The 21,971-nt window shown below is 41.7% G+C and carries 17 protein-coding genes and 4 pseudogenes; 19 read left to right on the forward strand and 2 right to left on the reverse strand.

Features of this window, described 5'->3' with window-relative positions; genetic code table 11:
- Nucleotides 1–8 precede the first annotated feature (8 nt).
- The 6 genes from D2908_RS09415 to D2908_RS09440 all read left to right on the forward strand — a co-directional run bounded on the left by D2908_RS09415 (nt 9) and on the right by D2908_RS09440 (nt 6,839).
- Entirely contained in the window at nt 9–1,040 is a 1,032-nt protein-coding gene (locus tag D2908_RS09415; protein ID WP_078353022.1) for a hypothetical protein, read from the forward strand.
- Nucleotides 1,033–1,989 carry a 2-hydroxyacid dehydrogenase family protein gene (locus D2908_RS09420; RefSeq protein WP_078353023.1) on the forward strand — a complete coding sequence of 319 codons (957 nt, stop codon included), beginning with the start codon at nt 1,033–1,035 and terminating at the stop codon, nt 1,987–1,989. Before D2908_RS09415 ends, D2908_RS09420 begins: the two co-directional genes overlap by 8 nt.
- A gap of 23 nt (nt 1,990–2,012) precedes the next feature.
- Complete coding sequence (locus D2908_RS09425; protein WP_117306641.1) at nt 2,013–3,464, forward strand: PTS transporter subunit IIC; 1,452 nt, start codon at nt 2,013–2,015, stop codon at nt 3,462–3,464.
- A 33-nt stretch (nt 3,465–3,497) separates the two neighbouring features.
- A complete protein-coding gene (locus D2908_RS09430; protein ID WP_165847497.1) occupies nt 3,498–4,487 on the forward strand; it encodes an amidohydrolase family protein in 990 nt (329 codons plus the stop codon).
- Between the two features lie 75 nt (nt 4,488–4,562).
- Nucleotides 4,563–6,086, forward strand: a complete 1,524-nt coding sequence (locus D2908_RS09435) for an FGGY-family carbohydrate kinase (RefSeq protein WP_117306644.1) — start codon at nt 4,563–4,565, stop codon at nt 6,084–6,086.
- A gap of 9 nt (nt 6,087–6,095) precedes the next feature.
- Nucleotides 6,096–6,839: an AP endonuclease gene (locus D2908_RS09440; protein ID WP_117306646.1), complete on the forward strand. Its 744-nt coding sequence runs from the start codon at nt 6,096–6,098 to the stop codon at nt 6,837–6,839.
- Nucleotides 6,840–6,867: 28 nt separating this feature from the next.
- Here D2908_RS09440 and D2908_RS09445 read toward each other — a convergent pair.
- Nucleotides 6,868–7,140, reverse strand: a pseudogene (locus D2908_RS09445) (DapH/DapD/GlmU-related protein); the annotation flags it as partial.
- Between the two features lie 22 nt (nt 7,141–7,162).
- On the opposite strand from D2908_RS09445, the gene D2908_RS09450 reads away from it, so the two are divergent.
- From D2908_RS09450 to D2908_RS09500, 11 genes and pseudogenes are all read left to right on the forward strand, one after another.
- Nucleotides 7,163–8,824: a transcription antiterminator gene (locus tag D2908_RS09450; RefSeq protein ID WP_117306648.1), complete on the forward strand. Its 1,662-nt coding sequence runs from the start codon at nt 7,163–7,165 to the stop codon at nt 8,822–8,824.
- 203 nt (nt 8,825–9,027) lie between these two features.
- Nucleotides 9,028–9,603: a type II CAAX endopeptidase family protein gene (locus D2908_RS09455; protein WP_240628286.1), complete on the forward strand. Its 576-nt coding sequence runs from the start codon at nt 9,028–9,030 to the stop codon at nt 9,601–9,603.
- A gap of 154 nt (nt 9,604–9,757) precedes the next feature.
- Nucleotides 9,758–10,817 (forward strand): annotated as a pseudogene (gene ulaG, locus D2908_RS09460) (L-ascorbate 6-phosphate lactonase).
- 146 nt (nt 10,818–10,963) lie between these two features.
- Nucleotides 10,964–12,940 carry a transketolase gene (tkt, locus tag D2908_RS09465; protein WP_117306650.1) on the forward strand — a complete coding sequence of 659 codons (1,977 nt, stop codon included), beginning with the start codon at nt 10,964–10,966 and terminating at the stop codon, nt 12,938–12,940.
- 127 nt (nt 12,941–13,067) lie between these two features.
- The gene (gene yajC, locus D2908_RS09470; RefSeq protein WP_049492702.1) at nt 13,068–13,367 is read left to right on the forward strand and encodes a preprotein translocase subunit YajC; all 300 of its coding nucleotides are present in this window, start codon (nt 13,068–13,070) and stop codon (nt 13,365–13,367) included.
- A gap of 46 nt (nt 13,368–13,413) precedes the next feature.
- Nucleotides 13,414–13,857: a low molecular weight protein-tyrosine-phosphatase gene (locus tag D2908_RS09475; protein WP_117306652.1), complete on the forward strand. Its 444-nt coding sequence runs from the start codon at nt 13,414–13,416 to the stop codon at nt 13,855–13,857.
- Nucleotides 13,844–14,254, forward strand: a complete 411-nt coding sequence (locus tag D2908_RS09480; RefSeq protein WP_117306654.1) for an MORN repeat-containing protein — start codon at nt 13,844–13,846, stop codon at nt 14,252–14,254. The genes D2908_RS09475 and D2908_RS09480 overlap by 14 nt, the downstream gene beginning before the upstream one ends.
- A gap of 299 nt (nt 14,255–14,553) precedes the next feature.
- Nucleotides 14,554–17,205: a bifunctional acetaldehyde-CoA/alcohol dehydrogenase gene (gene adhE / locus D2908_RS09485; RefSeq protein WP_117306676.1), complete on the forward strand. Its 2,652-nt coding sequence runs from the start codon at nt 14,554–14,556 to the stop codon at nt 17,203–17,205.
- A gap of 131 nt (nt 17,206–17,336) precedes the next feature.
- Nucleotides 17,337–18,248 (forward strand): XRE family transcriptional regulator, encoded by a 912-nt coding sequence (locus D2908_RS09490; RefSeq protein WP_117306656.1) that lies wholly within the window; start codon nt 17,337–17,339, stop codon nt 18,246–18,248.
- Nucleotides 18,249–18,401: 153 nt separating this feature from the next.
- Nucleotides 18,402–19,085, forward strand: a complete 684-nt coding sequence (locus D2908_RS09495) for an ABC transporter ATP-binding protein (RefSeq protein ID WP_117306658.1) — start codon at nt 18,402–18,404, stop codon at nt 19,083–19,085.
- Entirely contained in the window at nt 19,054–20,355 is a 1,302-nt protein-coding gene (locus D2908_RS09500) for an FtsX-like permease family protein (RefSeq protein ID WP_165847498.1), read from the forward strand. Before D2908_RS09495 ends, D2908_RS09500 begins: the two co-directional genes overlap by 32 nt.
- Nucleotides 20,356–20,663: 308 nt before the next feature.
- Here the strand turns inward: D2908_RS09500 and D2908_RS09505 are convergent.
- Nucleotides 20,664–21,014 (reverse strand): annotated as a pseudogene (locus tag D2908_RS09505) (IS30 family transposase); the annotation flags it as partial.
- Here D2908_RS09505 and D2908_RS10190 point away from each other — a divergent pair.
- Together D2908_RS10190 and D2908_RS09510 are read left to right on the forward strand one after the other, a co-directional pair.
- Nucleotides 21,009–21,112 (forward strand): annotated as a pseudogene (locus D2908_RS10190) (His/Gly/Thr/Pro-type tRNA ligase C-terminal domain-containing protein); the annotation flags it as partial. The pseudogenes D2908_RS09505 and D2908_RS10190 overlap by 6 nt on opposite strands.
- A 195-nt stretch (nt 21,113–21,307) precedes the next feature.
- Nucleotides 21,308–21,823, forward strand: a complete 516-nt coding sequence (locus D2908_RS09510; protein ID WP_117306660.1) for a hypothetical protein — start codon at nt 21,308–21,310, stop codon at nt 21,821–21,823.
- The last annotated feature ends 148 nt before the right edge of the window (nt 21,824–21,971 follow it).

A 21,971-nucleotide genomic window follows, 5' to 3' on the forward strand; every position in this document is an offset into this window, starting at 1 on the left:
GAGACCTAGTGAATAGTAAAACAATATTAAGCGACCACTTGGATGCCTGCTATGCCGTTGCAAGGTTGACCGATAGCGCTAACGACTATCTTTTGGTGGCTTCGGAGACCGAAAATGCCTGCTTAGCCTATGATGTCAATCGTGACTTCGCAAGGACGGTGGTTTGGAGCGAGGTTGGTGGCACCATGTCCATTATCCAAGTGCCAGGGACGCTGGATTTCTTGGCAACACAGCGTTTTTATCCTGGTTTTGATGCCAAGGATTGCCGGATTGTTCACGGACAGTTCGAGAGCGAGGGCAAGTGGACAATCACGGAAGTGGGGGCTTTTCCTTATCTGCATCGATTTGATTTAGTTGACAATGAGCGTGGAGCTATTCTTTTTATCGGTTGTACGATTGCTAATTCCAAGCAGTTTGTCGAGGACTGGTCGGATGACGGGAAAATTTTTGTCGGTCATTTTGATAAACAGCTAAGGCAGCTGACAAATGTAGAAGAATTGCCACTTCGGCTCAAAAAAAATCACGGTTACTATCCTGTTCACGCGGAGCATTACTCGCTTATCACAGCGGTGGAAGGGATTTATCGTTTGGTCTATCCGCAGGGTGTGTCTGACTGGACTTTGACCCAGCTCTTTGATGAAGAAACGAGCGATATTGTGCAGTTGGACATGGACGGTGACGGTCGTCTGGAAAATATGATTATCCAGGCTTTCCATGGCGATAGCTTGAGAATTTTGTCAGAAGATTTTAAGGAGGAATTATTTGCCTATCCAGAAGCGACGCCTTTTGGGCACGCTATCTGGTCGGGGACTTTGCTCGGTCAGCCAACCTTTGTCTTTGGCTGGCGCTCAGGTAAGAAGCACTTGCTTGCTTTTACCTATGAAAATGGACGTTTTCTGGAACACATGATTGCTCCAGAAGTTGCTTCTAGCAACTGTTTGGCTTTTGAAAAAGCTGGAAAATCCTATATCTTTTCGGCGAATAATGGGAAAAATACAGTTGCTCTTTACGAACTACAAAAGGAGGAAAAGAATGCCTAAGAAGAAAGTTCTTGTGACGGGAATTGTGCCTAAGGAAGGCTTGGTCAAGCTAATGGAAAAGTACGATGTGACCTACTCAGACGGGGAGCCGTTTTCACGCGACTATGTGCTGGAACACTTGCCTGAGTACGACGCTTGGCTCTTAATGGGGCAAAAAGGGGACAAGGAAATGATCGATGCGGGGAAAAACTTGCAAATCATCTCTCTTAATGCGGTTGGTTTTGACCATGTGGACATCGAATACGCCAAACAAAAAGGGATTGTGGTCTCCAATTCGCCGCAAGCCGTGCGGGTACCGACAGCTGAAATGACTTTTGCCCTTCTCTTAGCCACTACCAAACGTTTAGCCTTCTATGACAAGATTGTCCGTACAGGAAACTGGATTGACCCGAGCGAAAGACGCTATCAAGGGCTGACACTTGAGGGCGCAACGCTTGGTATCTACGGTATGGGGCGTATTGGTTCAACTGTGGCTGGCTTTGCCAAAGCTTTTGGGATGAAAGTGCTCTATCACGACCTCTATCGATTGCCAGAGGAGAGGGAAAAAGAATTGGGCGTTAGCTATGTGGAATTTGATGATTTGGTTGAGAAGGCTGATGTCATTACCATTCATGCTCCGTCTCTACCGTCCACTCACCACAAATTTAACAAAGAAGTGTTCAAGAAAATGAAGAACAGAAGCTATCTAATCAATGCAGCTCGTGGTCCGATTGTGTCTGAAGAAGACTTGATTGAAGCGCTTAAAACTGAAGAGATAGCGGGAGCTGGTTTGGATGTCTTTGAGTTTGAGCCAGAAGTTTCTGAAGAGCTTCGCGCTTTGGACAATGTTATCATGGCGCCGCATGCAGGAACGGGAACGATTGAAGGTCGCCGTACCTTGGCAGCAGAAGCCGCAGCGAATATTCTTTCTTTCTTCGAAGGGAACCCTGTCAATGTCGTAAACAAATAAAATAAAGGAAAAAGGGTAAAACTATGCTAGAAGCCTTACAAAAATTTTTCGATGTTTTTGGTGCAGCAATTGTTGTGCCAGTAATGATTTTTATTGTTAGTCTGTTCTTGAAAGTCAGTCCCAAGCGCGCTTTTTTCAGTGCCCTGCGCGCTGGGGTTGGTTTGACAGGATTTGGCTGGATCATCTCTGCTTTTACACCGCTGGTAACCAAGTACATCCAGCAAATGGTTGACACGGCAGGGCTCAATTTGCCTATCGTTGACATCGGTTGGCAAACGGGTTCTCTGACTGCCTTCTCTTCTTCAATCGGTCTGTCCTTCTTCGTTTTTGGTCTGCTGATTGAGTTGCTTCTTTTCCTTTTTGGGATTACGCGGGTCTTTGTACCGTCCAATCTCTGGAATAACTTCGGTTACATGATTTGGGGAACAATGGCTTATGCGGCAACAGGAAACTTTATCCTCTCCTTTGCTTTCATGGTCTTTGTCCTTCTTTACTCACTGATTATGTCAGAAGTGGTAGCAGAGCGTTGGTCAGAATACTACAGAGTCAAAAATGCAACAATCAACTCTATTCACAATATCGAAACCTTGATTCCAGCCTTAGTATTGGATCCGCTGTGGAACCTTATCGGTATCAACAAGGTCAAACTCAATCCAGAATCGCTGAAAACCAAGCTGGGAATTTTCGGAGAACCCATGACTCTCGGTTTCTTGCTGGGGATGATTATCGGGATTCTCGGTAGCTTGAAAAATCTGGCGAGTTTGGAAGCCTGGGGTGGCATTCTAGGTTTTGCAATGTCACTTGCAGCCGTTATGACCATTTTCCCCTTGATTACAGGCGTGTTTGCAAGCGCTTTCGGACCTCTGGCTGAAGCGGTCGAAAAGAACAAGAAAAAAGAAAGCGAAGAAGAAGACGGACTGGCAGACAAGAAACGCTGGTTTATCGCAGTGGATGACGGAGTTGGTTTTGGTGAACCTGCCACTATCATTGCTGGGCTCATTCTGGTACCAATCATGGTCTTGATTTCCTTGATTTTGCCGGGCAACCGCGCGCTTCCAGTCGTTGACTTGATTGCTATTCCCTTTATGATTGAAGCCATGATTGCCGTATCAAAAGGAAATATCCTCAAGGCGATCCTAAACGGAATCGTTTGGTTTTCACTGGGACTTTATGCGGCCAGCGCCCTCGGTCCAATTTATACGGAAGCTGTGCAGCAATATGGATCGGTCTTGCCAGCAGGAGTGGTCTTGATTATGAGTTTCAATCTTTTGGCTCACCCTTTGACGGCTCTCGTCTTCTTTGCTTGGATTTCGGGCAATCCGCTTTGGATTGGCGTGACGATTGCTGTTTACCTAGTATCTCTTTTCTTCCTACGGACAAAACGCGAGTCTATCTACGCTTATTTGCGGAAAATGGCAGATAAAAATAGTGGCTTTGAAGGAAGTAAAGAAAAGATTATGATTAGCGAAGACTAATGAATGACAGATTTGAATTTGGAGGACTGTATCATGAAGAAAATTGACGGACATGCACATATTTTAAATACTATTGCTGGTTTTAATGGCAAGGGCAGACTGAATGCTCTGGGCAATGGCTATGCCATTTGGGACGACGGCGAATTGATTAAGCTCATTCCAGACGGCTATGGCGACAAGGACTTTACAGCAGAGGCTTTCTTGAAGTACATGGATGCCAATGATGTTGAGAAAGCGGTGATTTTGCAAGGCCACTTGAATGGCTATCAAAACTACTATACTCATCTGGCGATTAAGCGCTACCCAGACCGCTTTACAGGCGCATTTTCGGTGGATCCATTTGCTGAAAATGCCATGCAGATTGTTCGCCGTCATGTAGAAGAGCTGGGCTTTAGAGCACTCAAATTTGAAATCAGCCAAGGTGGTGGTATCCACGGCTATCGTGGACAAAAGACGCCTTTCCGCTTGGACAGCGACCCGCATGTCAGCTTGATTTTGAGCTACTTGCTGGATTATCCAGGCTTCGTTATCACTGTGGACTATGGCAACTTTGACCAAATCAGCCACCAGCCGGATGCTATTGCCAATCTTGCTCGTTTGCACCCAAGCCTTGACTTTGTTGTCTGTCATTTGTCATTCCCGCATGCAGATACACCAAATCGTCTGCGAGCGGAACTCAGCATGTGGAAAGATTTACCAAACATCTACACAGATATTTCTGCTATCCAAGATATTGACCGTCCAGATACTTTCCCATTCCCTAAATCTGAAAAGAATGTTCGGATTGCTAAGGAAGTGCTGGGAGCTAAGCGCATCATCTGGGGCACAGATTCACCTTGGTCAGCTACTTTTAACACTTATGAAGAGTTGGCAACTTGGCTGGAGCACGTGGATATTTTCACGCCAGAAGAGTTAGAAGATGTCCTCTATAATAATGCAGAGCGCGTTTACTTTAAGCCGTCGGCTGTTCAAGCAAACCGTGAAGCAGTTGATGCAGCGACTAAGGAATTAGGCTTGTACTAAAGCCGCATATGCTTGTTCATAAAGAAGCTGTGAGGCAATCTCAGCTTCTTTTATACTTGAAATCGGAGGAGAAAAATGAAATATTTTTTAAGTATCGATTATGGGGGAACTAATACCAAGGCAATCGTATTTGATGAAGAAGGGCGACAATTAGGGCAGTCTGCTTTTAGTACCAAGAAGATTGAGGAAAAAGCAGGCTATCGCGAAGTGGATTTGAAAGAGACCTGGCAGGGGATTCGTCAGGCTATGAGGCAAGCTGTCAAAAATGCCCAGCTTAAGGCAGAAGACATCAGTGCTCTTGCCTGTATTGGTCATGGGAAAGGCCTCTATCTGCTGGACAAAAATGGTCAGGAATTTACGCGCGGTATCTTGTCTACAGATGAGCGAGCAGTCGAGTTGGCTCAAGAATTTGAGGAGCGGCTAGACGAAATCTGGGATTTGACGCACCAGCATGTTGCTGCCGTGCAAAATCCCGTTTTGCTTCGCTGGCTCAAAGAGTATGAACCAGAGATTTACCAGAATATTGGGGCAATTCTGTCGGCCAAGGACTATGTCCGCTTCAAGCTGACTGGGCGTATTCATCAAGAGATGGGAGATGCTTCGGGCAATCACTGGATTAACTTCCAGACGGGTACTTACGACAAAAGAATTACGGCTTTCTTTGGTATTGAAGAAATGTACGAGGTTTTGGCGCCTCAAGTGGACTATGCAGAGTTTGTTGGTGGCTTGACCCAAGAAGCTGCCGCAGCAACGGGACTTCTTGCAGGAACGCCTGTGGTTGGTGGTCTCTTTGATATTGATGCTTGCGCAATTGGCTCTGGCGTCTTAGACGCCAGCACTTTTAGCGTGATTTCAGGCACTTGGAATATCAATACTTATCCCAGTAAGACGGCAGTCAGCCAAGATAGCGGATTGATGCACTCTTATTTTCCCAATCGTGATTTTTTGATAGAGGCAGGCAGTCCAACTTCGGCGGGCAATTTGGATGCTATGATAAAAATGCTAATGATGGAGGAAATCCAACATCTCAAGGGTTCAAAATCCTCTATTTACGATGTACTGGAAGTGTTTTTGCAGGAGACGGACGCTTCTTACAGCAAGATTCTCTTTTTCCCTTTTCTTTATGGCAGCAATATCAGCAGAGCTGCTGAGGCTTGTTTCTTTGGTCTGACAACCCAGTCCAGCAAGTCAGAGATGATTCGGGCGGTTTATGAGGGGATTGTCTATGCGCACAAGCAGCATATCGATGATTTGTTAGCGACGGTTGAGCAAAGACCGCGCGTTTTGCGTTTGTCAGGCGGTGCGACAAATTCGCCAGCTTGGATGCAGATGTTTGCTGATATTTTAAATATCCCAGTAGAGACGGTTGAAGCGTCAGAATTGGGCGGTCTGGGCGGCGCCATTGCTTGCTTGCAAGCGGTGGATGATTTGAGTCTAGAAGAAGCTGTCGAAAAAATGGTTCGGGTCAAGGAACGCTTTGAGCCTCAGGCTAAGGAACATGAGCTTTACCAAAAGAAATATCGTGTTTACCAAAGTTTGCTCGTAGCCATGGAGCCTGCTTGGGCAGAGCTTTGTCAGCTACGGACGACATTAGAATAGAGGGTTGGGATGAAAATAAAGCAAGAAGAATTGATTATCAACACGATTGCTTTTAAGGAAGAATTAGACAGGGGAGTCAAGCAAGAAGATTTGCTAGAAAGCGTCAAAAATCTAGGGCTTTCAAGGGTTGAAATTCGGCGAGAGTTTTTAGGGGATATTGATGTAGAGTTAAAAAACATCAGAAAAAAAGCCGACCAGCTAGGGCTGTCGCTCTTTTACAGTGTCAATGAGGATTTTGTCATAGGAGATAGGGTCAATCCGAAACTTAAGGCTTTGCGGCAGGAAGCGGAGCTCTTGGGCGCTCCCTTTATCAAATTAAACACGGGCGATGCTAGTCAGATTTCAGTAGCTTCTTTGGCAGAGTTGGCGCCTAGTTTTCAATCATCTGTCGGACTTAAACTGGAAAATAACCAAGACTCTCTTTATGCCAGTATCAAGAATTGCCGTTTGATGATGAACAAGGTCAGCGCAGCAGATCTGCCTATTGCTTTCGTCTTTGATCTTGGCAACTGGGCTTGGCTGGGAGAAGATATAGAGCAGGCTTTTGCTAGCTTGGCAGAAGTTACCGATTACCTCCACTGCAAAAATTACCGTCATGTAAATGGTCAAGTGGAGATTACTAGTTTATTTGAGGGTGAGTTAGATACTCTTAGCCTCATGAAGCGCTTTAGCCATGTGCGCTATCTTGCCCTAGAATATCCGACTTCCTTGGAAAGCTTAGAAGCAGACATAGCGCGGCTACTGGAAAAATAAAACTGGGATAGGTTCACCTACCTCAGTTTTATGGTTGATAATTGTTTTTGTCTTGGTCAGTGATTGGTCGAATGACGCGGCAAAGAACGCCAGCCACCACAACATTAGCTGGGGTGTCCTTGGTCACGACGCTCCCTGAGCCAATGACACTATTGTCACCAATCGTCACGCCTTGATTGATATGAACGCCAGCACCTAGCCAGACATTGTCGCCAATCTTAATCGGCTTGGAATAGCAACTTCCCTGACTACGCTCCCAAGCATCCAGAGCATGATTGGACGTGTAGAGTCCGACGCGCGGTCAAAAAAGGAAAGAAAAGCAAATGATTTATTTAGATAAAAGTAGCTCTGTCTTGCTCAACTATCTTTTGCAGTTGATAGAGCCTGAAACAATTATGGCGATTTCTCGTGCCACAGGGCAATCGCGCCGCAAAATTTATTATCATTTAGAAAAAATAAACGACGCTTTGCCTCAAGGAGTTAACAAGATTGTCAGCCAGCCGCGAGTCGGACTGGTTTTGACAGCGGAACAACGAGAAGCTTGTGAAGCCTTGCTTGAAAGCGTGGATGCTCACAGCTATGTCATGAGTATGGAAGAGCGCATGCAGCTGATGCTTCTCTTTATCTGCGTCTTGAAAGAGCGCGTGACGATTGAAAAGCTCATGGATTTGACCGAGGTGTCGCGTAATACAGTGCTCAAAGACCTTAACACCATTCGTAGCCAGCTGACGGTCGAGCAGTATCAGATTAGTCTCATTACAACCAAGTCGCAGGGCTATGTTCTCAAATGCCACCCGCTCAATAAAGTCCAGTACGTTCACGCTCTATTGACCACGATTTTTTCTGAGGGCAATAGCGGTTTTATGCGGATTTTGGGAAGTAAAATCAAGCAGTTTGTGGAGGAAGATGTGCTGCTATCCGAGGAATTACAAATTTTTCTCAACCAGCAGGTGCATTTTATCGAGCAGGACTTGGGCAAGAAAATCAATCGCTATGAAATCGAGTTTATGCTCAAGGTTCTGCCTTATCTGCTGCTGTCCTACCGTAATATGACCTTGAGCGAGCAGGAGAGAGACGATTTGTACCGCGAGTTTTCTCTTATTCGTAAGCGCGTGGAATACAGCACGGCTAAGAAACTTCAAACTTTGCTGGACGAAAAATTGGGCTTGCGTTTGGATGAGATTGAGCTGTCTTGGATTGCGGTTTTGTTGCTTTCTCATCGAAAAGACCAGGATTTACATGCAACTAGTGAAGATTTCGCGGATTTGCAACTGGCCATTGACAATTTTATCTGGGATTTTGAAGCGCATTCTCCCTATGAGCTGGAAAATCGTGACGACCTGATTCGCAATCTCATGACCCACTGTAAGGCGCTTTTGTTCCGCAAAACTTACGGTATTTTGTCCAAAAATCCTCTGACACGGCACATCCTGCAAAAGTATCCTGAGCTTTATCACTATACCGAGCAGAGCGTGGGGATTTTGGAGGAGGCCTGGCTCATTTCGCTGACGCGAGGCGAGATTGCCTACTTGGCTATGCACCTAGGTGGTGCTTTGAAGCCACAGGCGACGGGGCCCAAGGAGGTCAAGCAGATTTATATTGTTTGCGATGAGGGGGTGGCAGTCCAGCGCTTCTTGCTCAAGCAGTGCCAGTATTATTTTCCGCATGACTATATCCGCGCGGTCTTTACCAGTGAGCAATTTAAGAGCGTGGAAGACCTGCTGGAAGTGGATTTGCTGATTGTGACCAGCGACGGGCTTAGCAGTAGATTTCCGCTGGTGCAGGTCAATCCTATTTTTGACTATGAAGACGTGGTCAAGCTCAACAGCTTTATCAAGTATCGCCTGACAGCCAGTCAGCACAGCGATTTCAGAAGTGAGCTAGAGCGGCTCTTGGGGCATTATCTTGCTAATAGCGAAGAAGCCAAGGAACTCCAGTACCAAATCGAAAACCTGGTCGAAAAGCAGATTTTGACTGGAAATTAGCCTGATTTTACCAGTCCACGAACAAAAATGTACATTTTGAGGGCTCTTGTTTTAATTTTCTGAAAAATTTGTTATTTTATTTTGCATATGAAAAGAAAAATCAACCAATATATCTATCCAATTATTCTAGTAAAGATGTTAACAACCGTGTGGGTTGAAGTTTTTTAAACGGTAGGAAAGTAAAAGTCTACAGCGATTTGGGAATGACGATTTATTTGTCTGCTTTGCTAATTACGATTGTCTGTTCAATTTTTGCTATTTGGCACTGGGGTGATAAATCTATCTTTAAATTTTCTAAAATAAAACTGTCTTATACTCTAGTAACAGTGGGACTTTATTATTTACTTCAGTATTTTAACGAGCAGTATTGGAAATGGTTTCCTAATTACGTTACGACAAATCAACAAGGCTTAGATGATATTAGATATGCGCAACCTAGCACATTTGTATTGGGCAGTCACTTGTTCGTGATGTCTATTTTGAGCCCTGTTCGTGAGGAGTTGGTTTTTCGTGGAGCTATTATGACCAGTTATTTCAGGAATTCCCAATATTTCTTGGATGTTCTTGTTTCGGCAGCAACCTTTAGTATTTTTTACATTATAGGCTTTCCTTGGTCTTGGATTGATTTTTTCTTTTATGCAATGGCTGGTGCTGTGATAGGTTTTATTTTTCGTTACACCAAGTCGATTTACTACCCTTTGGCTTTCTATATTTTTTGGAATACAGCTAATCATTGGAGTGAGATTTGGAGTTTCATCTATTTGAATATTCTCAATTAAACTACACCCGCAAGTCCAAACTCGCGGGTGTTTTTATCAAAAAATAAAGTCCAATCTTGAACACTGGCTTGTGTTTTATTTGGTCTTTTTTTCTTTGCCGCCAAGGGCTATACTAAGAGAGTAGATTAAAATTCGTTTGGAGGAGGAGCCACTCATGCCTAACGTAAAAGATATTACTAGAGAATCTTGGATTCTCTTAACTTTCCCAGAGTGGGGAACTTAGCTCAATGAGGAAATCGAAGAAGAAGTGGTGCCAGCAGACAACTTTGCCATGTGGTGGCTAGGAAACTGTGGTACTTGGATTAAAATACCAGATGGTGCTAACGTTGTCATGGACCTTTGGTCAAACCGTGGAAAATCAACTAAAAAAGGGAAAGATATGGTTCGCGGACACCAAATGGCCAATATGGCAGGTGTTCGTAAATTGCAACCAAACTTGCGTGTTCAGCCAATGGTTATCGATCCATTTGCTATCAACGAGCTAGACTACTATTTGGTTTCATATTTCCACAGTGATCATATCGATCCTTATACAGCTGCAGCAATTCTTAACAATCCCTAAGTTAGAGCATGTTAAGTTTATCGGCTCTTACCATTGTGGACGAATCTGGGAAGGATGGGGTGTTCCAAAAGAGCGTATCATCGTTGTCAAACCAGGCGACACTATCGAACTAAAAGACATGAAGATTCACTCAGTAGAATCATTTGACCGTACTTGCTTGGTAACTATACCAGTGAACGGTGCTGATGAGACAGGCAGTGAACTTGCTGGCTTAGCTGTTACAGATGAAGAGATGGCTCAAAAAGCTGTTAATTATGTCTTTGAAACACCTGGTGGAACTATTTATCATGGTGAAGATTCTCACTTCTCAAACTACTTTGCGAAGCATGATAAAGACTTCAAAATTGATGTTGCTTTGAATAACTATGGTGAAAATCCAGTCAGTATCCAAGATAAAATGACATCTATAAACCTTCTTCGTATGGCAGAAAATCTACGTGCCAAAGTTATTATTCCAGTTCACTATGATATCTGGTTTAACTTCATGGCTTCTACTAATGAAATCCTAGAACTTTGGAAAATGAGAAAAGATCGTTTGCAATACGATTTCCATCCATTTATCTGGGAAGTTGGTGGGAAGTACACTTATCCTCAATATCAACACTCAGTAGAATACCATCATCCACGTGGTTTCGACGATTGTTTTGAATAAGACTCTAATATTCAATTTAAAGCTTTGCTCTAATATAAAAATATTCTTTGGAGGTTATCCGTATGTTGCATGATACGGATAATTTTCATATAATAGTATAATAGAATGTGTGATTCAATCATCACCTCAAATAGAAAGGAAATTCTATGTCAAATCTATCTGTTAATGCAATTCGTTTCCTAGGTATTGACGCCATTAATAAAGCTAACTCAGGTCACCCAGGTGTGGTTATGGGAGCGGCTCCAATGGCTTATAGCCTCTTTACAAAACAACTTCGTATCAATCCAGCTCAACCAAACTGGATTAACCGCGACCGCTTTATTCTTTCAGCTGGTCATGGTTCAATGCTTCTTTATGCCCTTCTTCACCTTTCTGGCTTTGAAGATGTGAGTATGGATGAGATCAAGAGCTTCCGCCAATGGGGTTCAAAAACACCAGGTCATCCAGAATTTGGCCATACAGCGGGGATTGATGCTACGACAGGTCCTCTAGGACAAGGAATCTCAACTGCCACTGGTTTTGCCCAAGCAGAACGTTTCTTGGCAGCCAAATATAACCGCGAAGGCTACAATATCTTTGACCACTATACTTATGTTATCTGTGGAGACGGAGATTTGATGGAAGGTGTCTCAAGCGAGGCGGCTTCATACGCAGGCTTGCAAAAGCTAGACAAGTTGGTTGTTCTTTATGATTCAAATGACATCAACTTGGATGGTGAGACAAAGGATTCCTTTACAGAAAGTGTCCGTGACCGTTACAATGCCTATGGTTGGCATACTGCCTTAGTAGAAGATGGAACAGACTTGGAAGCAATCCATGCTGCTATTGAAGAAGCTAAGGCTTCAGGAAAACCATCTTTGATTGAAGTGAAAACTGTTATTGGTTATGGTTCTCCAAACAAACAAGGAACTAATGCTGTACACGGTGCTCCTCTTGGAGCGGATGAAACTGCAGCAACTCGTCAAGCCCTTGGTTGGGACTATGAACCGTTTGAAATCCCAGAACAAGTTTATGCTGATTTTAAAGAACATGTTGCAGACCGTGGCGCATCAGCCTATGAAGCATGGACAAAACTAGTAGCTGATTATAAAGAAGCTCACCCAGAATTGGCTGCAGAAGTAGAAGCCATCATCGATGGACGTGATCCAGCTGAAGTGACTCCAGCAGACTTCCCAGTATTAGAAAATGGCTTCTCTCAAGCAACTCGTAATTCAAGTCAAGATGCCTTGAATATTGTGGCGGCTAAGTTACCAACCTTCCTAGGTGGTTCAGCTGACCTAGCCCACTCAAACATGACTTATATCAAGACTGATGGACTTCAAGACGATGCCAATCGCTTGAACCGTAACATTCAGTTTGGCGTTCGTGAATTTGCCATGGGAACGATCTTGAACGGGATGGCCCTTCATGGTGGACTTCGTGTATACGGTGGAACTTTCTTTGTCTTCTCTGACTATGTGAAGGCAGCTGTTCGCTTGTCAGCCTTACAAGGACTTCCTGTGACTTATGTCTTTACCCACGATTCAATCGCGGTTGGGGAAGACGGTCCAACGCACGAACCAGTTGAGCATTTAGCAGGTCTTCGTGCCATGCCAAATCTAAATGTTTTCCGCCCAGCAGATGCGCGTGAAACGCAAGCAGCTTGGTACCTTGCAGTGACAAGTGAGAAAACACCAACTGCCCTTGTCTTGACACGTCAAAACTTGACTGTTGAAGAGGGGACAGATTTTGAGAAGGTTGCAAAAGGTGCCTATGTTGTCTATGAAAATGCAGCAGACTTTGATACCATCTTGATTGCGACAGGTTCAGAGGTCAATCTAGCTGTCTCAGCTGCTAAAGAATTGGCTAGTCAAGGTGCAAAAGTCCGCGTAGTCAGCATGCCTTCTACAGATGTCTTTGATAAACAAGATGCAGCTTACAAGGAAGAAATTCTTCCAAATGCAGTTCGTCGTCGTGTTGCAGTCGAAATGGGTGCGACTCAAAACTGGTACAAATATGTTGGACTAGATGGTGCCGTTCTTGGTATTGATACCTTTGGGGCCTCTGCTCCAGCACCAAAAGTACTGGCAGAATATTGCTTTACTGTAGAAAATCTTGTAAAAGTAGTTCAAAACTTGAAATAATCGCAGAAATCAGAGTGAAAGCTCTGATTTTTCTTACTAGAAAAACAAGGCACAACCTTGTAAAAGTAGCTGAAATTTGATATAGTAGTCCTATGTAAAATACAAAGGAGAAAATACTATGGAAAATATTAGTCCAAATTTAACATTTGTGATCATGCTTGTAGGTATGTTTGCCTTGATGTTCTTTATGCAACGCTCTCAAAAGAAACAAGCACAAAAACGTATGGAAAGCTTGAACAAGCTTCAAAAAGGCTATGAAGTGATTACAATCGGTGGTCTTTACGGAACAGTCGATGAAGTGGATACTGAGAAGAGAACGATTGTTCTTGATGTAGATGGAGTTTACTTGACTTTTGAACTAGCTGCTATCAAGACCGTGTTACCGCTTAAAGAAACAGCTTCATTAGAAGGTGCAATTGAAAAATAAAACGGGATTACTAACTCCCGTTTTTCTATAAAAGAAAGGAAATGGGATGAAAAAACTAGTCTTTGTCTGTCTGGGAAATATTTGCCGTAGCCCTATGGCCGAGTTTGTTATGAAATCAATGACAGATAATTATGAAATCCAAAGTCGAGCGACGTCCTCTTGGGAACATGGCAATCCGATTCATAAGGGAACTCAAGGGATTTTTCAAGAGTATGAGATTCCTTATGAAAAAGGCAAAACATCGCTTCAGATTAGTAAGGAAGATTTTGAATCCTTTGATTATATTATCGGAATGGATGCTTCAAATGTTTCTGACTTACGTCAGATGTGTCCAGTAGACTGTCAAGATAAGATTTACTCATTTGCATCTGAAAGTGTTCCAGACCCTTGGTATACAGGAGATTTTGAGGAAACCTATCAGCGTGTTCAAGAGGGTTGTCAAGCTTGGTTAGAACGTTTAAAAAAGGAGAGTAAAGATGGAAAATCTTAAGAATTTTTACAAAAAGTATCTTGTCTATCTGACTCGTCCACTTTTAGAGACTCTAGCAGTAGTCGTCATTGTTTTTTGTGCTGTACTCGTCTTTTTTCTAAATATGCCCGGAAAAGGTGTTCTAAAGCTTGATAATGGAACGATTGTTTACGATGGCAGTCTTGTACGTGGTAAAATGAATGGGCAAGGTACCATTACCTTCCAAAATGGAGACCAATATACAGGTGGTTTCAACAATGGAGCATTCAATGGAAAAGGTACCTTTCAATCTAAAGAAGGCTGGACATACGAGGGTGATTTTGTAAATGGTCAGGCTGATGGAAAAGGGAAACTAACAACTGAACAAGAAGTCGTTTATGAAGGGACTTTTAAACAAGGCGTTTTTCAACAAAAATAAAGCCTCCTTATCAAAGGAGGTATTGTTAGAAATAAAAAGTAAGCGCTTACCAGAAAATCTATCGATTTCCAAGCCTCTCTTCCAATCAAGTTTGTGAAATAAAAAAATTTGAAATAAATTTCACAAACTCTAAAAGAAAAGCTTGTGGAGAAAAGAAAATGAGAAACATTTCACAAGAAACTAAAAATTCTTTGTGAAATGTTTGTGAAACTGTTTACAAAGTTGAAATAATGCGTTATAATAATCTTGTGAAAAAATTAACAAAGGACTTGCAATCCTTGAAAGCTATGGAGGAAAATATGGCTGATAAAAAAACTGTGACACCAGAGGAAAAGAAACTTGCTGCTGAAAAGCATGTCGATGGTTTGGTGCAAAAAGCTCTAGTTGCTCTTGAAGAAATGCGTAAGTTGAACCAAGAGCAAGTTGACTACATCGTAGCTAAAGCATCAGTGGCGGCTTTGGATGCCCACGGAGAATTGGCTTTACATGCCTTTGAAGAAACAGGACGTGGTGTATTTGAAGATAAAGCGACTAAGAACTTGTTTGCTTGTGAACACGTGGTGAACAACATGCGTCACACTAAAACAGTTGGCATTATCGAAGAAGACGATGTAACAGGATTGACTCTCATCGCTGAACCAGTTGGTGTTGTTTGTGGTATCACTCCAACAACAAACCCAACATCAACAGCGATCTTTAAGGCATTGATTTCATTGAAGACTCGTAATCCAATCGTCTTTGCCTTCCACCCATCAGCTCAAGAATCATCAGCTCACGCAGCTCAAATCGTGCGTGATGCTGCGATTAAAGCAGGAGCTCCTGAAAACTGTGTACAGTGGATTACTCAACCATCTATGGAAGCAACTAGTGCGCTTATGAACCACGAAGGTGTTGCAACAATCCTTGCAACAGGTGGTAATGCCATGGTTAAAGCTGCATACTCATGTGGTAAACCAGCTCTTGGGGTAGGTGCCGGAAACGTTCCAGCTTATGTTGAAAAATCAGCTAACATCCGCCAAGCTGCTCACGATATCGTCATGTCTAAATCATTTGATAACGGTATGGTCTGTGCATCTGAACAAGCGGTTATTATCGATAAAGAAATTTATGATGAATTTGTAGCAGAGTTCAAATCTTACCACACTTACTTTGTAAACAAAAAAGAAAAAGCCCTTCTTGAAGAGTTCTGCTTCGGCGTGAAAGCAAACAGCAAAAACTGTGCTGGTGCAAAATTGAACGCTGACATCGTTGGTAAACCAGCAACTTGGATTGCAGAACAAGCAGGATTTACTGTTCCAGAAGGAACAAACATTCTTGCTGCAGAATGTAAAGAAGTTGGTGAAAATGAGCCATTGACTCGTGAAAAATTGTCACCAGTTATCGCCGTTTTGAAATCTGAAAGCCGTGAGGATGGTATTACTAAGGCTCGTCAAATGGTTGAATTTAACGGTCTTGGACACTCAGCAGCTATCCACACAGCTGACGAAGAATTGACTAAAGAATTTGGTAAAGCTGTTAAAGCTATTCGTGTTATCTGTAACTCACCTTCTACTTTCGGTGGTATCGGGGACGTTTACAATGCCTTCTTGCCATCATTGACACTTGGATGTGGTTCTTACGGACGCAACTCAGTTGGGGATAACGTTAGTGCCATTAACCTCTTGAACATCAAAAAAGTCGGAAGACGGAGAAATAACATGCAATGGATGAAACTTCCTTCAAAAACATACTTTGAACGTGATTCAATTCAATACCTTCAAAAATGTCGTGACGTAGAACGTGTCATGATCGTTACTGACCATGCCATGGTAGAGCTTGGTTTCCTTGATCGTATCATCGAACAACTTGACCTTCGTCGCAATAAGGTTGTTTACCAAATCTTTGCAGATGTAGAACCAGATCCAGATATCACTACAGTTGAGCGTGGTACTGAGATCATGCGTGCTTTCAAACCAGATACAATCATCGCTCTCGGTGGTGGATCTCCAATGGATGCTGCTAAAGTAATGTGGCTCTTCTACGAACAACCAGAAGTAGACTTCCGTGACCTTGTACAAAAATTCATGGATATCCGTAAACGTGCCTTCAAATTCCCATTGCTTGGTAAGAAGACTAAATTCATCGCGATTCCAACTACATCTGGTACAGGGTCTGAAGTAACACCATTTGCCGTTATCTCTGATAAAGCAAACAACCGCAAATACCCAATCGCTGACTACTCATTGACACCAACTGTGGCAATCGTAGACCCTGCTTTGGTATTGACAGTTCCTGGATTTGTTGCTGCGGATACTGGTATGGACGTATTGACCCACGCGACTGAAGCATACGTATCCCAAATGGCTAGCGACTACACTGACGGTCTTGCGCTTCAAGCTATCAAACTTGTATTTGAAAACCTTGAAAGCTCAGTTAAGAATGCAGACTTCCACTCACGTGAGAAAATGCATAACGCTTCAACAATCGCTGGTATGGCCTTTGCTAATGCCTTCCTAGGTATTTCTCACTCAATGGCCCATAAGATTGGTGCCCAATTCCACACAATCCACGGTCGTACAAATGCAATTTTGCTTCCATACGTCATCCGCTACAATGGTACACGTCCAGCTAAGACAGCAACATGGCCTAAGTACAACTACTACCGTGCAGATGAAAAATACCAAGATATCGCTCGCATGCTCGGCCTTCCAGCTTCTACTCCAGAAGAAGGTGTGGAATCTTACGCAAAAGCTGTCTACGAACTCGGTGAGCGCGTAGGTATCCAAATGAACTTCAAAGCACAAGGAATTGATGAAAAAGAATGGAAAGAACATTCACGTGAATTGGCCTTCCTTGCTTATGAAGATCAATGTTCACCAGCTAACCCACGTCTTCCAATGGTTGACCACATGCAAGAAATCATCGAAGATGCTTACTATGGCTACAAAGAAAGACCAGGACGCCGCAAATAATTAATTATCAGCCTAGAGGCAGGAATTTCCTGTCTCTTTTTTGTAATTCTATTTGAAAAATGGTATAATCATCGCATATGTTTATTTGAAAATCAAAGCTTTGATAATCGTGCGAGGGAGAAATCTAAGAGATGAATGATCTAGGGGAAAAGGTAAGACTTCTTAGAGAAGAGAAAGGACTTAGTCGCCCTGTTTTTTGTGGAGATGAGTCAGAACTGTCAGTCCGTCAGTTGGTGAGAATCGAAAAAGGAGAATTTCGCCCGACGATAAAAACACTAGAATATATTGCAGATAGATTAGAAATTCCGTCCTATGTCTTGATGCCAGATTATAAGGAATTACCGAAGCGTTACCAAGAATTAAAATACTTTCTACTTCATCATCCTGACTATGGAGACAAAGAGTTGCAGGAACAAAAGGAAGAATATTTTGATGAGATTTTTGAGTGTTTTTATGATGACCTGCCCCGTGATGAGAAGATGATAGTGGATTGTCTTCAAGCTATAGATGAGGTGAGGGCGACGGATAATGAACAGTATGGAATAGCGCTTTTAGATGAATCTTTTGAGGAGCTTTGGAATCAAAGAGAATTTTCCTTTTCAGAACTTTTAAAAATTAGATTGTATTTTTTGTGTAGTTATTTAGAAAATATAAAAAAAGGACAGTTATCTATTAGCGAACAGCAGAAACTTCAATTAATGTTTCAAAAAGTGTGTAATAACGTAGAAAATAGCAGTACCGACGATTTATTTCTTGTTCGTGATGTGTTATTTGCAGGGCTGGGAAGTTGTGAATTGCTGAATGACTTAGAATTATTTAAGTTAGCTGTGGAAAAACTTAATTGGATTTCTGAAAAAACACGAGATTTTCAAAAACAACCGATTGTCTTGATGGTGGAGTGGAAATATTATATTCAGACGGATTATGATACAGCCAAACAAAAGTATGAAGAAGCAAAAATGATGGCGAGGATGTTTGGCAATGAGAAGTTAATCGTTAGTTTAGATAATGAATGGGCTGAGGACCTAGAAAGATACCGTTAAATGGTTTATAGGAGTGACATTTCTGTCATTGGTGAAATGTCGCTTTTTTGTTACAATGAATTTTACTAGGTATACATTTGGTGCTGATGTCGCTTGAAGGATTTTCTATCAGTATGATGTATGACGATAAATGTTTCAAACAAGGAGATAAGAATGTCCATTTTATCCATTAAAAATATTTCAAAGTTTTACACTTTGGACGGTAAGCATCAAGAGCAGGCCCTAAGAAATATTAACCTGCAGATTGCAAAAGGTAAAATTACAGCGATTTACGGTCCATCAGGCTGTGGCAAAACTAGCTTGCTAAACATTATCAGTGGTCTAGATAGACAATACGAAGGAGTTTTAGAGTTTAAAGGGGAATCCCTCCGTGACTTATCAGAGATTGACCTAACTCAATTTCGTAAAGATAAGATTGGATTTGTATTTCAAAATTTTAACCTCATTCCTCATCAGTCTGTCTTGGACAATGTCAAGCTCCCTCTCTATGTCAAAGATTTATCTGACAGGGAGATGACAATGATTGCAAAGGAGCAATTAAGTAACTTGGGCATGGAGCCTTTTATGGCTAAAAATGTTAAACAGCTTTCTGGAGGTCAAAAGCAACGTGTAGCCATTGCGCGTGCTCTGGTCAATCAACCGGATATGATTGTAGCTGATGAGCCAACAGGGTCACTGGATTCTCAATCCCAAGAAAAGGTATTGGAGGTATTTAAAAATTTAGCCCAAACAGGGAAAACAGTAGTGATCGTAACCCATAATCCAGAGGTTGCCGAATATGCAGATGTGATTATCAAAATGAAGGATGGTGAAGTCGTTGAAGAAGTCAAAAAATAAAGGATTATCATTAAAAAATAAATTCAAACTTTCTTTAAATAACTTTATGGAAAGAAAGTGGCGTAACCTATTGATTGCGCTAGCAACCTCAATCGGTTTTGTAGGAGTCTTAATTTCTTTCGGCTTAGGAAATGCTTTGATTTCGATGATTGATGAAAATACGAATGGAGGTCAAATTCCTTCTCAAGTTCAGATTGCTTTAAACACAGAGAATGCTGGACGAGGCTTTTTGAACCAAGATGATAAGAACTATATCGTGGATACAGTTGGGAAAGAAGCTATTAAATATTTGGAGAGTCCTTTTGGGATGATCATGTCAACTATTACTATAGATGGACAAGAAATGGATCTGAGCCAAACGATGCCATCTTATGCTCAAGTGGTGAGTTTATATGAGGATACAAGTATCTCCGTTAGCAGTAATGAGAAAGAAAAAGTGCTAGCAGGGCCTATATACACTGATGCAAAGGAGCAGGGTTTGACGATTCCGATGAGTCTACTAAAAAATTGGAATGAACAGACAGGAAACAATCTGACAGCTAGTGATGTTATAGGCAAAACAGTATCGGCAAGCATTGTAGAAAATGGGGCTGAAGGTAGCAAGACTTCTCAATTTCAAACAAAAATTGTACGTGTGATCAATGATGAAGATGACATGGAGGACAGCAACAGTTTCATGCCGTCTCATCAAATGGAAACGATTTTGAAAGAAGCTGGATTTACAAAAGCTGTATCTTATTTTATCTTGGAACTCAAAGATCCATCACAGACAAAAGCGGTAACAGAAGAATTACAGAAAAATAAGAAGTATACTGTCCTTTCTCAACAGAAGATTCTTGATATTGTGATTACCTTTATTCGTGTCATTCAGGGATTGTTGATTGTGCTTTCATCACAAGCTATTGTGGTAGCAGCGGTCATGATTGGTATTATCATTTACATCAATATCATGCAACGTTCTAAGGAAATAGGTGTCATGAAGGCAGTTGGTTATCAAAATCGTGATGTCAAAGGAATTTTTATTTACGAGGCTATCTGGATTGTAGGCATCGCCTTGCTATTAGCATTTTTGGTTGCACAAGGGGTGGGAAGTTTGGCGAATGCGATTGTGAGTCATTTTTACCCATCCATCACGAAGGTTTTTGAATTAAATCTTCTATCTATTTTAGGAACTCTAGCTTTCGCTCTATTACTTGGTTATGTCTCAGCCTACTTCCCAGCACGTAAAATTAGTAAAATGGATCCTGTAGAATCGCTACGATACGAATAGTTAAGGACGTTACTAGATTATCATCCCTAAAAAGAAACTGGTAACTTCTCAAACTAACTTCCAGTTTCCCACAACCTAGCTTTTAGTATGAGAAAAACGCGTGAAACCAGTGGAAATCCGTCTTAGACTAACTTCCACTGGTTTTCTTTTTCTTGCTATATAAGGGTTCAAAAGCGAAAAGACTCAGAAAAAAGTGCACGACAAATAGCCCTAAAACGGAGTCGTCTTAGAGTAAATTCCAGTTGCTAGCGTTTAGTGTGAGACTTTTCGATGGTGATAAGATGTTTAGTTAGAGGGGAAACTTCCCTTTATTTCAATAAATCAGGTGATAAGTGTGTGTCTTCTGGTTTGACAAATTGGCAACCCAAAAGAGGAGCGATGTCCTTGCCAAATGTGAAGGTGAAGACGTCGTAAGCAGATTTCCCTTGAAACTCTTCTCGTTTCAAGGAATTGACATGGGAAATGACTAGATTGATGTCTTTCTGAGTTAAATGGTCAAAGGAAGTACCCTTGGGAAGAATGGCTCGCAAAACTGTATGGTTTTTCTCAATCCGCCCCTTCTGGTCAGGACGGCTAGGGTCGCAGAAGTAGAGGTGAGACTTCCCATCAATGTCTCGCTCAAGCTCCTCCACATAGGAGAACTCAGATCCCTTGTCCGTGCCGATGTAGATGAGCACAATGAAAAATGCAGTTCAAAATTCGTGCTTCACAAACCAGCAAGATTTCTTACCAATTGATTGTTGGAGGCAAGGAAATGTAAGCCATCACTAAAGACAGTAAGATAAATGACGAAATGGCGAACTAAAAAGACAATTTTGTTGTTTTTGCCCAAAAAAACAAGACATATCTATTGGTAGCGCTTTCAATTTTTATTATAATGTAATTGTAAATCATTAAGATTGGTAATCAAAAACTATAGAGAGAGGATTTTTGATTATGAAAAAAAATAAAAATGGTGAGTGTTGCATTACTTAGTACAGTAATGTTGAATATAGCACTTACAGAAGGTGTTTTAGTTGTTCATGCTAATGAGGTGGTTTCAGCGACAAAGCTTGGAAATACTTTTAATGATTTATCGGAAGAATCTATTTTATTAATTTTAAAAGCAGTAGATGAAATGCCACAAGGAATGTTGGAAAGAGGGAATCAGGAAGAAATTGATAAATATATGCTTAGCAAAGGTATAGATTTAAAATTTGATAATGAAGAACAGGTCAGGGACTTTTGGGGATATGTAGGTGCAGTTGCTTGGGCGGTAGGATCTGCTGCTATAGGTATTGCTATGCTTGCTAAAATTAAACAATTTATAGTAGCAGTAGGAACTATCAAGGCAGCCGCTTCCACTTTAATATCCATTGCTGAATCTGGAGCTAATTACGAAAATATTATAAAATTTGGATATGCTGTAGTGGATATGGAATCTACTATTTTGGAAATTAAGGCAATGGGTGATAACTGTTTTGAATAAGAAATATAATGTCGTTTTATTTTTATTATTTATAGTCTATTTGTTTGGATACTTCACAATTTCAAAAAATTTAATTCCTATAATGTGTGTGATCCAAATATTTTTGTTAGAAAATATATTTAAATCTCAAAATAAGCTTATCCAAATA

This window comes from Streptococcus sp. LQJ-218 (assembly GCF_003428885.1).
Classification (GTDB): domain Bacteria; phylum Bacillota; class Bacilli; order Lactobacillales; family Streptococcaceae; genus Streptococcus.